9 protein-coding genes, 5 tRNA genes and 1 pseudogene are annotated in these 13,560 nt (G+C 61.8%); 11 read left to right on the forward strand and 4 right to left on the reverse strand.

The window, feature by feature from the left end; all coding sequences use genetic code 11:
• Positions 1-19: 19 nt before the first annotated feature.
• The gene (gene metG, locus BXA07_RS21655; protein WP_076570779.1) at positions 20-2,173 is read right to left on the reverse strand and encodes a methionine--tRNA ligase; all 2,154 of its coding nucleotides are present in this window, start codon (positions 2,171-2,173) and stop codon (positions 20-22) included.
• A gap of 160 nt (positions 2,174-2,333) precedes the next feature.
• On the opposite strand from metG, the gene apbC reads away from it, so the two are divergent.
• Both apbC and BXA07_RS21665 read left to right on the forward strand, forming a co-directional pair.
• Positions 2,334-3,422 (forward strand): iron-sulfur cluster carrier protein ApbC, encoded by a 1,089-nt coding sequence (gene apbC / locus BXA07_RS21660; protein ID WP_071324456.1) that lies wholly within the window; start codon positions 2,334-2,336, stop codon positions 3,420-3,422.
• 132 nt (positions 3,423-3,554) lie between these two features.
• The gene (locus BXA07_RS21665) at positions 3,555-3,962 is read left to right on the forward strand and encodes a DUF4399 domain-containing protein (protein ID WP_076570780.1); all 408 of its coding nucleotides are present in this window, start codon (positions 3,555-3,557) and stop codon (positions 3,960-3,962) included.
• A gap of 57 nt (positions 3,963-4,019) precedes the next feature.
• Here BXA07_RS21665 and BXA07_RS30870 read toward each other — a convergent pair whose 3' ends face one another.
• Positions 4,020-4,190 (reverse strand): hypothetical protein, encoded by a 171-nt coding sequence (locus BXA07_RS30870; protein ID WP_170909708.1) that lies wholly within the window; start codon positions 4,188-4,190, stop codon positions 4,020-4,022.
• 209 nt (positions 4,191-4,399) lie between these two features.
• Here BXA07_RS30870 and BXA07_RS21670 point away from each other — a divergent pair, with 209 nt between their 5' ends.
• Positions 4,400-6,076: an alkaline phosphatase family protein gene (locus tag BXA07_RS21670; RefSeq protein WP_076570782.1), complete on the forward strand. Its 1,677-nt coding sequence runs from the start codon at positions 4,400-4,402 to the stop codon at positions 6,074-6,076.
• 122 nt (positions 6,077-6,198) lie between these two features.
• On the opposite strand, the gene BXA07_RS21675 is transcribed toward BXA07_RS21670, so the two are convergent.
• On the reverse strand, positions 6,199-7,764 hold the full coding sequence (locus BXA07_RS21675) for a phospholipase D family protein (RefSeq protein WP_076570784.1): 1,566 nt from the start codon (positions 7,762-7,764) through the stop codon (positions 6,199-6,201).
• Between the two features lie 63 nt (positions 7,765-7,827).
• A complete protein-coding gene (gene lysA / locus BXA07_RS21680) occupies positions 7,828-9,078 on the reverse strand; it encodes a diaminopimelate decarboxylase (RefSeq protein ID WP_076570785.1) in 1,251 nt (416 codons plus the stop codon).
• Positions 9,079-9,221: 143 nt separating this feature from the next.
• Between lysA and BXA07_RS21685 the strand changes: the two genes are divergently transcribed.
• From BXA07_RS21685 to BXA07_RS21720, 8 genes and pseudogenes are all read left to right on the forward strand, one after another.
• The gene (locus tag BXA07_RS21685; RefSeq protein WP_076570949.1) at positions 9,222-10,133 is read left to right on the forward strand and encodes a LysR family transcriptional regulator; all 912 of its coding nucleotides are present in this window, start codon (positions 9,222-9,224) and stop codon (positions 10,131-10,133) included.
• 70 nt (positions 10,134-10,203) lie between these two features.
• The gene (gltX, locus tag BXA07_RS21690; RefSeq protein ID WP_076570787.1) at positions 10,204-11,610 is read left to right on the forward strand and encodes a glutamate--tRNA ligase; all 1,407 of its coding nucleotides are present in this window, start codon (positions 10,204-10,206) and stop codon (positions 11,608-11,610) included.
• Positions 11,611-11,735: 125 nt separating this feature from the next.
• Positions 11,736-11,811, forward strand: a tRNA-Ala gene (locus tag BXA07_RS21695).
• A gap of 67 nt (positions 11,812-11,878) precedes the next feature.
• Positions 11,879-11,954, forward strand: a tRNA-Glu gene (locus tag BXA07_RS21700).
• Positions 11,955-12,088: 134 nt separating this feature from the next.
• A tRNA-Ala gene (locus BXA07_RS21705) sits at positions 12,089-12,164 on the forward strand.
• 50 nt (positions 12,165-12,214) lie between these two features.
• A tRNA-Glu gene (locus tag BXA07_RS21710) sits at positions 12,215-12,290 on the forward strand.
• A gap of 50 nt (positions 12,291-12,340) precedes the next feature.
• Positions 12,341-12,416, forward strand: a tRNA-Ala gene (locus BXA07_RS21715).
• A gap of 177 nt (positions 12,417-12,593) precedes the next feature.
• A pseudogene (locus tag BXA07_RS21720) lies at positions 12,594-13,420 on the forward strand (IS5 family transposase).
• Positions 13,421-13,560 lie beyond the last annotated feature (140 nt).

Raw genomic sequence — 13,560 nt, forward strand, 5'->3', positions numbered from 1 at the left:
CATCGGTCCTTGAGCGGGCTTAACGGATGCGCATGCCAGGTTCGGCGCCCGGCCATGGGTTCAGGATGTAGATGCCCGGATTGGCCTTTTCGTCGGCGGCGGAGGCGGCCATGACCATGCCTTCCGAAATGCCGAACTTCATCTTGCGTGGCGCCAGATTGGCCACCAGCACCGTCAGCTTGCCGACCAGCTCTTCCGGCTGGTAGGCCGAGCGGATGCCCGAGAACACATTGCGCAGGCGGCCTTCGCCCGCGTCCAGGGTCAGGCGCAGCAGCTTGTCGGAGCCGTCCACCAGTTCGCAGTTGACGATCTTGGCGATGCGCAAGTCGACCTTGAGGAAGTCGTCGATCTTGATTTCGGGCGCCAGTTCTTCGATGGCGGAGGCTGGGGCGGCCACGGCGGCGTCGCTTGCGGCGTCGCCGGCCGGTGCGGCAATGGCGGGGGCCGCTTGCGGTGCGTCAAACAGCGCTTCGATCATCTTCGCATCCATGCGCGTCATCAAGTGGCTGTAGGCGCCGATGGTACGGCCCAGCATGCCGTTCGAGACGGCGTCGCCGAACACCTGGGTATCCGCCCAGGTGAACTCGGCGTCGTTGAGGAAGGAAGCGACGTTCTTCGCCACGCCCGGCAGGACCGGCGACAGCAGAATCGTCAGCTGGCGGAACAGGATCAGGGCCGTCGTGCACACGTCGTGCAGGTCAAACGTCTTCTCGACGTCCTTGGCGAGGATCCACGGTTTGTTTTCATCGACATACTGGTTGGTGATGTCGGCGATTTCCATGATTTCGCGCAAGGCCTTGCCGAATTCGCGGTTTTCGAAGTGCGCGGCGATGCTGGCCTGGCGCTCGACGATGACGCCGTTGACGTCTGCCGTCAGTGCGCGGTTGATCCAGCTTTGCGCGCCTTCGGACAGCGTCGATGCCAGCTTGCCGTCGAAACGCTTGGCGATGAAGCCGGCGCAGCGGCTGGCGATGTTCACGTATTTGCCGATCAGGTCGCTGTTCACGCGGGCGACGAAATCTTCACCGTTGAAGTCCAGGTCTTCCACTTTCGAGTTCAGCTTGAAGGCGATGTAGTAGCGCAGCCATTCCGGGTTCATGCCCAGGTCCAGGTAGCGCAGCGGCGAAATACCGGTGCCGCGCGACTTCGACATCTTTTCGTTATTGACCGTCAGGAAGCCGTGTACGTTGACTTTCAGTTTGTCGATCACGGGGTGATCGGCGAACTTCAGCATGGCAGGCCAGAACAGCAAATGGAAGGAAACGATGTCCTTGCCGATGAAATGGATCTGTTCCGTCGACGGGTCATTCAGGAAGGCGTCGAAATCGATGCCTTTCTTGTCGCAATAGTTTTTCAGGCTGGCCAGGTAGCCGACCGGCGCGTCCATCCACACATAGAAGAACTTGCCCGGCGCATCGGGAATCGGGATGCCGAAGTAGGGCGCATCGCGCGAGATATCCCAGTCGGCCAGCTTTTCGCCCGCTTCGCCCAGCCATTCGCTGACCTTGTTGACCATTTCCGGCTGCAGGCGGCCTGGCGTATTCAGCCAGCTTTTCAGGAATTCGAAGCAGCGCGGGTCGGACAGCTTGAAGAAATATTGCTCCGACGGCTTCATCACGGGCGTCGCGTTGGTGAACACCGAGAACGGGTTGACCAGGTCGGTCGGCTGGTAGGCGGCGCCGCACACTTCGCAATTGTCGCCGTACTGGTTCTTGGCGCCGCATTTCGGGCATTCGCCCTTGATGTTGCGGTCGGCCAGGAACATGCCCTTGACCGGGTCGAAGAAGCGGTCGACGGTTTTCGTGACGATCAGGCCCGTATCGCGCAGTTTGCGGTAGATCGATTGCGACAGATCAACGTTTTCCGGCGAATCGGTCGAATACCAGTTGTCGAAGGCGATATGGAAGCCATCGAGGTACTGGGCGCGGCCGGCGGCGATGTTGGCGACGAATTGCTGCGGCGTGATGCCTTCCTTTTCGGCGGCGATCATGATGGGCGTGCCATGCGTATCGTCGGCGCCCACAAAGTGCACTTCACGGCCGGCTGCGCCATCGCGTTGCATTCGCTGGAACCGGACCCAGATATCGGCCTGGATGTATTCCATGATGTGGCCAATGTGAAAAGCGGCGTTTGCGTAAGGCAGGGCAGTGGTGACGAACAGCTTGCGAGTCATGATTGATGCACTTTTGGGATGGATAATAGGACATTTTAACAGCGGAAACGCAATATGAGCAGATGCGGCGCCGGCAAGTGATGCTTTTGCCTTCATCGCGCCATGCAAATTTGCGCTAGACTGCGCGTATTGCACATATGTAGTACACACGGAGATTTACATGAGCATCACAGTAGAAGACGTCAAGGCCGCGCTGGCCCAGGTTATTGATCCCAATACAAACAAAGATTTCGTTTCCAGCAAAACCGTCAAGAATCTGAAGGTCGATGGCAGCGACATTTCGCTCGACATCGAACTGGGCTACCCCGCCAAGAGCCAGATCGACCTGATCCGCAAGTCCGTGCTGGCCGCGCTGCGCGTGCTGCCGGGCGTGGGCAACGTCAGCGTGGGCGTGTCGTCGAAGATCATTTCGCACACGGTGCAGCGCGGCTTGAAGCCGATGAGCAACGTGAAAAACATCATCGCCGTCGCTTCCGGCAAGGGCGGCGTGGGCAAATCGACCACGGCCGTCAACCTGGCCCTGGCCCTGGCCGCCGAAGGCGCCACCGTCGGCATGCTGGACGCCGATATCTATGGCCCGTCGCAGCCGATGATGCTGGGCATCAGCGGCCAGCCGAAGACGCTGGACGGCAAGAGCATGGAACCGATGGAAAACCACGGCCTGCAAGTGTCGTCGATCGGCTTCATGATCGATCCGGACGAGCCGATGGTGTGGCGCGGCCCCATGGTCACGCAAGCCTTGCAGCAGTTGCTGGACCAGACCAACTGGCGCGACCTCGATTACCTGATCGTCGACATGCCGCCAGGCACGGGCGATATTCAATTGACCCTGTCGCAGAAAGTGCCCGTCACGGGCGCCGTCATCGTCACGACGCCACAGGACATCGCGCTGCTCGACGCGCGCAAGGGTTTGAAAATGTTCGAGAAGGTCGGCATTCCGATCCTCGGCGTGGTGGAAAACATGAGCACGCACATCTGCTCGAACTGCGGCCATGCGGAAGAAATCTTCGGCGCCGGCGGCGGCGCGAAGATGTGCGCGGACTTCGGCGTGGAATTCCTCGGCGCCTTGCCGCTGACCATGGCGATTCGCCAGCAGACGGATTCGGGCACGCCCACCGTCGTGGCCGAGCCGGAAGGCCCCGTCGCCGTGATCTACAAGCAGATCGCCCGCACCATCGCCATTAAAGTGGCGGAAAAGGCGAAGGATATGACAAGTAAATTCCCGTCGATCGTCATCAAGAACGACTGATGGCTGGGTGGCCTTGCAAACCTGGTTTCAAGGCCACCAGTGGCACCATTGGCTTAACTCGTCCCCGGCGCCACGACCGCCAGGAATATGGTTTCATGCAGTCCGTGTTGTTATTAAACAAGAGGAGACATCATGCAATTGACTACCGTATTCCTGCGCCAGGCCGCAGTCCTGGTTGCCGGCAGCCTGTTGGCCGCCAGCGCGTTTGCGCAATCCGTGTCGTTCGTCGAGCCTGTTGACGGCGCGACAGTGACCAGCCCGTTCAAAGTGAAATTTGCCGTCAGCGGCATGGACGTCAAGCCGGCCGGCGACATGACGGCCAAGACGGGCCACCATCATCTGCTGATCAATACCGGGCCGATGAAGGCGGGCGAGATGATCCCCATGGATGATAAACATTTGCATTTCGGCAAGGGCCAGACGGAGACGGAAGTCAAGCTGCCGCCGGGCCAGTACACCTTGACGATGCAGTTCGCCAACGGCGCGCACCAGTCGTATGGGCCGGAACTGAGCAAAAGCATACAGGTGACGGTCAAGTAGGCGGAATTTGCCAGATACCGTGCCGGGCGCCAGCAATGGCCCCCGGCACTGTTTTTTTTAGCCCGTCTTCTTCGGCCAGATGCGCGATGCAATGAGCGCGAGGGCAAAGACGAACACGCCCACAAACAGCGCGCGCGGCCAGTCCGGGGCATGCTCGGCTGTAAAAATGTAACCATACAACACCGTGCCCGTCGCACAGCCTGCGCCTGTGGCGAATGCCTGTTTCATTTGATCTCCCAGTCTCGTTTTGGTCTGGCTGCCCCCGCGGGCAGCCAGCATGCGCTCAGGTTATCATCAAAACAAGTAAATGGAAACATTTCTCTGAATGCAAGTTCGAAAGGATTGTGTCATCATCGCGTCATATATTTTGCGTATGCTGCCCGGTGCCAAAAAGGGCGCGTGGCGTCCTTGCGAACAATTTTGAAAAACGAGCGGATATGACGAAGAATTTCTCCCTTTCCCGGCAACTGGCGCAGGCGCTGCTGCTGGTCGCTGGCGTGGCGGCGTGCCAGGCGCATGCGGCCAAGGCGGTTCCCAATGCTGCGGCGCAGCCGAAGCTGGTCGTGGTGCTGGTGGTCGACGGCTTGCCGCAAGAGCAGGTGACGCGCTATCGCGAGCAGTTCGGGCCGGGCGGTTTCCGCCGCCTGCTGGAGCAGGGCGCGTGGTTCAGCGATGCGCACCAGGCGCATGGCATCACGGTCACGGCCATCGGCCACTCGGCCGTGCTGTCGGGCGCCTACCCGTACCAGCATGGCGTGATTGGCAATAACTGGATCGATCCCGTCACGAAAAAGTCCGTGTACTGCACCGAAGACGGCAATTTCCATTACATCGGCGAAGAAACGCAACCTGACGATGGCACCGCGCCGACGAAACTGCGCGTGAGCACCCTGGGCGACGAGCTGCGCTATGCCACGGGCGACAAGGCCAAGGTCGTCACCGTGTCGGGCAAGGACCGGGGCGCCATCCTGCTGGCCGGGAAAACGGGCACGGCATACATGTACATGGAAAAGACCGGCAACTTCGCCAGCAGCACCTATTACATGCAGCAGCATCCGCAATGGGTGCAGCGCTACCAGGCTGGCAAACCGCAGGACCGCTACTACGGCAAGAGCTGGACGCCGCTGCTGGCCGACAGCGCCTACGTCAACGATGCGCGCGACGACCTCGTGGCGGCCAAGCCGGGCACGCGCAACACCTTCCCGTTCGCCTACTACAGCGACAGCGGCAAGCTCGATGGCGAGTATTACAGCCGCCTGAAGTCCGGCCCCTTCCTCGATGAACTGACCCTGGAATTCGCCCGCGCCGCCATCGATGGCGAAAACCTGGGCCGCAACCCGGCCGGCGTGCCCGATATCCTGGGCGTGAGCCTGTCCGCGCATGATTATGTGAACCATGCCTACGGCCCGGAAAGCAAGATGTCGCACGACCACCTGCAGCGCCTGGACCGCATGCTGGCCGGCTTCTTTCTTGATCTCGATAAAAAAGTCGGCATGGACAACGTGCTGGTGGTGCTGACGGCCGACCATGGCTTTGCCAACGTGCCGGAATTTACGGAAACGCGCGGCTTTTCCGCCAAACGCATCGATGGCGGCAAACTGGTCGATGCCTTGAACCAGCACCTGGCAACGACTCTGGGCATCGATAAACTGGTGACGACATCGTCGCTGCCGAATATCTACCTCGATTACGCGCTGGCGGAACAGCGCGGCGTCCATCGCGCGGCCCTGGAAGACGCGGCGGCCCGCTTCCTGCTGCAGCAGGACGGCCTGGCGCAAGTCTATACGCGCACGCAGATGGAAACAGGCGCCGTCGCCACGCGCATGGACACGCTGATGCGCCGCGCCTGGAACCGCCAGCTGTCGGGCGACCTGATGCTGGTCACAAAGCCGGCCTGGTACTTCGGCAAGGGCAGCGGCGGCACTTCGCACGGCACGCCGTACACGTATGACACCAACGTGCCGCTGATGGTCTTCGGCCCCCGCTGGATCAAGCCGGGCGCCTACGGCCAGTACGCGGAAGTGGTCGATATCGCGCCTACGCTGGCCCATTTGCTGCGCATACGCCAGCCGACGGCGTCGGAAGGGCGGATCTTGACGGAAGCGGTGCGGTAAAGGGCGGTGCTGCGTGCTTGTCCGCTTACGCGCTTTGCGCTAACCCGACCTACGATGACCTTGTGGGTCGGATTAGCGGGGCGCAGCCACGCGTCATCCGACAACATCGTCGGCAAAACCGCTTACAGCAGCCAGTCTATCGGCAGCACCGACAAAATCGCCACCCCTATGCGCTTCCACACGCTGGTGCCCGGTTCCGTGTCGTGGCGCGTGGTGGCGCCGCTGGCGTCGCGGGCGATCCAGTACAGCGCGCCGTCGTCGCCAAGCAGCACCTGGTAGGCGCGCTGCGGGATGCTGGTGCGCATGGCTTGCCCCAGCTGGCTGGCCAGCGCGGGGCTGTCGATGACGAGGCCCATTTCCGTGTTCAATTCGATGGAGCGCGGGTCGAAATTGAACGAGCCCACGAAGATGCGCTTGTCGTCGACGGCAAAGGTCTTCGCATGCAGGCTCGATGCGGAGCTGCCGAAACGGCCCGGCTGCTCACGCGCGTCGCCGGCTTCCCACGAGCGGCGCGACTCGTACAGCAGCACGCCCGCTTCCAGCAGCGGTTTTCTCCACTTCGCGTAGCCCGCATGCACGGCCGCCACGTCGGTCGCTTCCAGCGCATTCGTCAGGATGCGCACGCCCACGCCCTTGCTGGCCAGGTCGGCAAAGGCCTGCGTGCCGGCCTTGCCGGGCACGAAATACGGCGACACCAGGTCCACTTCCTTTTCCGGCACGCCGAGCAGATTTTGCAGGTTTTCCGCCACGCCCGTGCCGGGCCGGGCCTTGTCCAGCACCTTGGCCGGGTCGTCGCTGACCATGCGCGTCTTTGCCCATTCGAAGGGCAGGGTGCGTTCCATCATCTGTCTGACGAAAGGCGAGGTGCGCAGCGCCTGCACGTATTCCTCGGCCGCCGTGGTGTCGTCGAGGCGGTCCGCCTCGGCGGTGATGGTGGCCGCGTCGCCGTCGACCGGGCTGGTCAGTAGCAGGGTGGCCGGGTAGGCGGATGCGCTGTTCCAGTAACGGTCGAAATCCTGCGATACCTCGCCCACGACAGGGCCGACGGCCAGCACGTCCAGGTCGGCAAACAGCACGTCGCCGGCCGCACCAAAATATTCATCGCCCACATTGCGCCCGCCGACGATGGTGGCCTGGTTATCGGCCGTGAACGACTTGTTGTGCATGCGCCGGTTGAGGCGCGAAAAATCCGTGGCAAAGGCCAGCGCGCGCGGCGCGCGGGGCACGAAGGGATTGAACAGGCGGATTTCCAGGTTCCGCTGCTTGCCCAGCATGGCCAGGGTCTGGTCGAGGCCCGCCGTGTTGTTATCGTCGAGCAGCAGGCGCACGCGCACGCCACGCTCGGCCGCCTGGCGCAGTGCGTCGAACAGCAAGGTGCCGGTGATGTCCTTGTGCCAGATGTAGTACTGCACGTCCAGGCTTCGCTGGGCGGCGGCGGCCAGCAGGGCGCGCGCGGCAAAGGCGTCGCGCCCGTCGACCAGCGGATAGATGCCGGACACGCCGGGATGCTGCGCCACCATGGGCGCGATGGCCGTGGCCAGCCGTGTATCGGCCGTATCGGCGATGACGGTGGAGGGGATGCGGCCGTTCAGCGAAGGCAGGGAAGCGCAGCCGGCAAGGACGGCGCAGAGCAGCAGGGGCAGCAGCAGCCGGGTGGCGCTGCGGAAGGGAAGTACTTGGGCGGGCATGGCGGGCTTTCATCGAGTTGCCCCGATGTTAGCAGATGCGCATGCCCGCACGCGGGCAAGGTTTTACAGTTGTTCCAGCGCGATCAGCTCGGCCACCGTCTGGCGGCGGCGGATCAGGCGCGACGGGTGTTGCTCATCGGCGCCATCGACCAGGTATTCGGCTGCATGCGGGCGGCTGTTGTAGTTCGACGACATTGACGCGCCATACGCGCCCGCGCCTTCGAAGACGACGTAATCGCCCACCTGCGCTGCCGGTAGCAGGCGGGTTTCCACCACGCCGCCATCGCGCTGGGTGAAGACGTCGCCCGACTCGCACAGGGGGCCGCCGACGACGGTGGCGCGCTGGGCGTCCAGGGCACGGCCGTCGTGCGCGATCACCGACATTGCATGGTAGCTGCCGTACATGGCGGGACGCATCAGTTCATTGAAGCCCGTATCGAGCAAGGTGAAGTGGTTGCCGCCCATTTGCTTGGTGGCGCGCACTTCGGCCACCAGCAGGCCCGCGTCGGCCACGAGGAAGCGGCCCGGTTCGATTTCCAGGTGCACGCGATGGCCCAGGTGCGCCTCGATCTGCTTGCGCGCCGCATCCCACAGCTGGAAGTAGTGGTCCGTGTCGACGGGTTGCTCGCCTTCGCGGTAAGGCACGGACAGGCCGCCGCCCGTGGAAATGGCTTCGATGTCGTGGCCCATGTTCTTGACCAGCTCGACCATGGTGCCGCAGACGGTTTCCAGGTGGCTGTAGTCGACGCCCGAGCCGATGTGCATGTGCAGGCCCACCAGGTGCAGGCCATGCGCGCGGATGACGGCCAGCGCCTCCGGCAGCTCTTCATGCCAGATGCCGTGCTTGCTGTTTTCGCCGCCCGTATTGGTCTTGTTGCTGTGGCCATGGCCATAGCCGGGATTGATGCGCAGCCAGACGCGGTGGCCGGGCGACAAGGGGCCCAGCTGGCGCAGCATGTCGACCGAGCCGCAATTGACCTCGATCTTCGCTTCCACCACGCGCGCCAGGGTGGCGCGGTCGAACAGGTCGCAGGTAAACACCAGGCCGGCGGCGCCATTCGTTTGCGCCGGCGCAAAGCCCGCTTGCAGCGCGCGCTCGATCTCGCCCAGCGAGACGGCGTCCACGTGCACGCCCGCTTCGCGCATCACGGTGAGCAGATGGATGTTTGAATTGGCCTTTTGCGCGAAGCGCACGGTGTCGAATTGCGCCAGCTGCGCGATGCGCGCGCGGATGGTGGCCGCGTCATATACCCACAATGGCGTGCCGTGTTCCTGGGCGAGTTGGGCGAGGGTGGCGTCTGGCACTGGTTTCATGGCGGTGGTCTTTGTCATTTTATGGAGGGGTGTCGGATTACGCGCTTTGCGCTAATCCGACCTACGTTCCGATCATGATGGGGGTTTTCTTTGTAAACATAAAATATCCATTTAAGGTGACTTTATTCATTTATGATATGGATATGACCATCTCATTGCGCCACATCGAGGTTTTTCGGGCCATCATGACGACGGGGAGCGTGACGGCCGCCGCCGCCATGCTGCACACCTCGCAGCCCACCGTCAGCCGCGAGCTGGCGCGCCTCGAGCACTTGACGGGTTTGACCCTGTTCGAGCGCGAACGGGGGCGGCTGCGCCCCACGGCCCAGGCGCTGCAGCTGTTCGAGGAGGTGCAGCGCGCCTATTTTGGCCTGGAGCGCATTGTCAGCACGGCGGCGGCCCTGCGCCAGTTCGACCAGGGGCAGTTGTCGATCGCCTGCCTGCCCGTGTTTTCCCAGTCGCTGCTGCCGCAGGCCTGCAAGCGTTTCGTCGCCGATTTTCCCAAGGTCAGCATCAGCATTACGCCGCAGGAGTCGCCGCTGCTGGAAGAGTGGCTGTCGGCGCAGCGCCACGATATCGGCCTGACGGAAGTGGGTAATGCGCCGCCCGGCACCGTGCTCGATGCCTTGATGTCCGTCGATGAAGTGTGCGTGCTGCCCGACGGCCATGCGCTGGCCAGCAAAACCGTGCTGGTGCCGGCGGACTTCGCGGGCCAGCCTTTCATCAGCCTGGCCGCCGTCGACCCGTACCGCCAGCAGATCGACGCCATCTTCGCGCAGGCGGGCGTGGAGCGGCGCATGGCGCTTGACACGCACAGCGCCGCTTCCGTCTGCGCCATGGTGCGCGAAGGCGTGGGGCTGGCCATCGTCAATCCGCTCACGGCCCTCGATTATGCGGGGCAGGGCTTGCAGATCCGCCGCTTTGCCGTGTCCCTGCCGTTCACGGTGAATCTCGTGAAACCCTTGCACCGGCCCCTGTCGCAGCTGGTCGCCCTGTTCGAGCAGGCGCTGCATGCGCAGGCGGACGAGGTGAAAAGGCGCTTGCTGCAGCTGTGACGGCGCTTGTGGAGCGGCGGCGGTCAACAGAGTAAAATGGCGTTTTACTTATTCAGGCCTGATTACTTCGATGACCACAACCGCTACTCCCGTCCGCACCCGTTTCGCTCCCAGCCCGACCGGCTATCTGCACCTGGGCGGCGCCCGCACCGCTTTATACAGCTGGGCGTATGCCCGTCACTTCGGCGGCACCTTCGTGCTGCGCATCGAAGACACGGACGTGGAGCGTTCCACGCCGGAAGCCGTGCAAGCCATCATCGAAGGCATGCAGTGGCTGGGCCTGGATCACGACGAAGGCCCGTTCTACCAGATGGCCCGCATGGACCGCTATCGCGAAGTGGTGGCGCAGATGCTGGCCGAAGGCACTGCCTACCATTGCTACTCGTCGCCGGAAGAAGTCGAAGCGATGCGTGAGCGCATGCGCGCGGCCGGCGAAAAGCCCCGCTACGACGGCACCTGGCGCCCGGAACCGGGCAAGACCCTGCCGGCCGTCCCTGCCGACCGCAAGCCCGTCGTGCGCTTCAAGAATCCGCTCGACGGCGACGTCAGCTGGGACGATGTGGTCAAGGGCACGATCACGATCTCGAACCGCGAACTGGACGACCTGGTGATCGCCCGTCCTGACGGCACGCCGACGTATAACTTCTGCGTGGCCGTCGATGACTGGGACATGGGCATCACGCACGTGCTGCGCGGCGACGACCACGTCAACAACACCCCGCGCCAGATCAACATCCTGCGCGCCATCGGTGCGCCGCTGCCGCTGTACGGCCATCTGCCGATGATTTTGGGTTCGGACGGCCAGAAGATGTCGAAGCGCCGCGACGCCGTCAGCGTGATGGATTACCCGGCGCAGGGCTTCCTGCCCGAGTCGATGCTGAATTACCTGGCGCGCCTGGGCTGGAGCCACGGCGACGACGAAGTCTTCTCCGTGGAGCAGTTCTGCGAATGGTTCAACCTCGATCACCTGACCAAGTCGGCCGCGCAGTTCGACCTGGAAAAGCTCAAATGGCTCAATAACCACTACATCAAGCAGGCCGACAACACCCGCCTGGCCGGCCTGGCGCGTCCGCAGATGGTCGCCGCCGGCGCCGTCTTCGAAGGCGCGCCTGACCTGGCGCAAGTACTGGGCATGATGAAAGAGCGCGCCAATACGGTCAATGAGCTGGCAGCCGCCTCGATGCTGTTCTTCCGCGAGCCGCAGCCGGAAGCGGAACTGGCAACGCAGCACATCACGGACGCCATCAAGCCCGTGCTGGCGCAGTTTGCCGAGCGCATCGCCACGGTGGAGTGGAGCAAGGAAGCTGTCGCCGCCATGATCAAGGAAGTGCTGGCCGCCAACACCATCAAGATGCCGCTGCTGGCCATGCCCTTGCGCCTGATTCTGACGGGCCAGCTGCAGACGCCCGCCATTGACCAGGTGGTGGTGATGTTCGGCCGCGACACCGTGCTGGCGCGCCTGGCGAAGTGGCTGTAAGCACGCGTCGTTAAATCGCGTGAAAATCGCGTGCGGAAACCGCCCCCTATGAAAAGTTGCTCATAGACGAAAAAGGGTATTTGCAGAGTGAAACTTCTTTGCTATACTCTTGTTTCTGCACCAACGGGGGTATAGCTCAGCTGGGAGAGCGCTTGCATGGCATGCAAGAGGTCAGCGGTTCGATCCCGCTTACCTCCACCAGCAGCAAAATCGCAGTCAGGTTTTGTTAGTCGTTGAAGTGGTGCAGATGTTGTACGGAAGTTCCGCGGTCCCCATCGTCTAGAGGCCTAGGACATCACCCTTTCACGGTGAGTACAGGGGTTCGAATCCCCTTGGGGACGCCAGGTAGTTGTGTTATAGTAGTGGCAGTTGTTTGTACTGATTGTTGTAAGTTCAGGCCCGTAAAAAACGGAATCTGGATGGAAAGCAAGTAGTGGAACAAAGTCGCCAAGTGCGGCTTTTATTATTTCTGCGCCCGGGGGGTATAGCTCAGCTGGGAGAGCGCTTGCATGGCATGCAAGAGGTCAGCGGTTCGATCCCGCTTACCTCCACCAACAGCGCAGAGGTAAAGCAGCAAGCTGTAGAGGTAAAATGCAGTACCGAGGTCCCCATCGTCTAGAGGCCTAGGACATCACCCTTTCACGGTGAGTACAGGGGTTCGAATCCCCTTGGGGACGCCAGTTCAGTCTGGTGTTTTGGTAGTAAAGAAGTAGCAGTGTTTCTGCGCCCGGGGGGTATAGCTCAGCTGGGAGAGCGCTTGCATGGCATGCAAGAGGTCAGCGGTTCGATCCCGCTTACCTCCACCAACAGCGCAGAAACGGGTAGGTAAGGCAGTAAATAGATCAAAGTCGCCTCGGGCGGCTTTTTTTATTTCCGCAACGCTTCCCGCCATACCCCTCGGGGGAATATGGCTAAGTGACGGTTTAAAAACTTCATAGCAACTTTCAGGTCAAAGCATCTTTGATGTTTTGGAGTGATTGACGATGTGGACGCAAGAGAATCGAAGCCGGCATCAGCAGGTGAGGACGGCACTCAAACGTGGCTATCCCACAGATGTGAAAGAGGAAGAGTGGCGCCTGATCGCGCCGCTGCTGCCAAGGCAAGCGAAGACGGGAAGACCTCGCAAGACGGACTTGCGCGCAGTGATCAATGCGCTGCGTTACATGGTGCGGTCCGGATGCGAGTGGCGCATGCTGCCCAATGATTTCCCGCTGTATCAGACGGTCTATTACTGGTTTCGGCGCCTGATGCGGCGCATGCTGTTTCGTACCATTCATGACTTGGCGCTGATGCTGGATCGCTTGTGCAATGAGCGGGAGGTACTGCCGAGTGCCGGTGTTGTCGATAGCCAGAGCGTGAAAGCACCCGGCGCGCGAACGCGAGGTTATGACGCCAACAAGAAACTCAGCGGGCGCAAACGTCACATTGCGGTCGACACAGATGGTCGCTTGCTGGCGATAAACCTGACGCCAGCCACATTGCCGACTCCACTGGCGCGCAGATGGTGCTCGATGGCTTGATCAAACGCTGGCCGTGGGTGAAGCATCTGTTTGGGGATGCTGCATACGACCGCAGACAGTTGATGGACAAGGCCGCGTTTCTCGACTTTACTGTGGAAGTCGTGCGGCGTCTGCAGGGGCAGCAAGGTTTCGCTGTTCAGCCAAGGCGCTGGGTGATCGAGCGAACGTTCGCATGGCTGATGCGTTACCGGCGTCTGGTGCGTGACTACGAGCAGCGCATTGACGTATCGGAAAACATGATCTATCTGGCCATGGGATCGTTGCTGCTGCATCGACTAAATTTCCGCTAAGTTATTAAACCGTCTCTAAGCTGTTAGCGCGCTTGCATGGCATGCAAGAGGTCAGCGGTTAGCCCCCGCCAACCTCCACCAACAGCGCAGAAATCACGTGATAATCAAAGTCGCCTCGGGCGGCTTTTTTTATTTCCGCG

The organism is Janthinobacterium sp. TND4EL3, assembly GCF_900156175.1.
GTDB lineage: Bacteria > Pseudomonadota > Gammaproteobacteria > Burkholderiales > Burkholderiaceae_D > Janthinobacterium.

Bases quoted from the DNA above. Each gene is read 5' to 3' on its own strand.
- gltX (WP_076570787.1), top strand. From the start codon at position 10,204: ATGACCACAACCGCTACTCCCGTCCGCACCCGTTTCGCTCCCAGCCCG.
- BXA07_RS30870 (WP_170909708.1), bottom strand. From the start codon at position 4,190: ATGAAACAGGCATTCGCCACAGGCGCAGGCTGTGCGACGGGCACGGTG.
- BXA07_RS21675 (WP_076570784.1), bottom strand. From the start codon at position 7,764: ATGCCCGCCCAAGTACTTCCCTTCCGCAGCGCCACCCGGCTGCTGCTG.
- BXA07_RS21670 (WP_076570782.1), top strand. From the start codon at position 4,400: ATGACGAAGAATTTCTCCCTTTCCCGGCAACTGGCGCAGGCGCTGCTG.
- metG (WP_076570779.1), bottom strand. From the start codon at position 2,173: ATGACTCGCAAGCTGTTCGTCACCACTGCCCTGCCTTACGCAAACGCC.
- BXA07_RS21685 (WP_076570949.1), top strand. From the start codon at position 9,222: ATGACCATCTCATTGCGCCACATCGAGGTTTTTCGGGCCATCATGACG.
- apbC (WP_071324456.1), top strand. From the start codon at position 2,334: ATGAGCATCACAGTAGAAGACGTCAAGGCCGCGCTGGCCCAGGTTATT.
- lysA (WP_076570785.1), bottom strand. From the start codon at position 9,078: ATGAAACCAGTGCCAGACGCCACCCTCGCCCAACTCGCCCAGGAACAC.
- BXA07_RS21665 (WP_076570780.1), top strand. From the start codon at position 3,555: ATGCAATTGACTACCGTATTCCTGCGCCAGGCCGCAGTCCTGGTTGCC.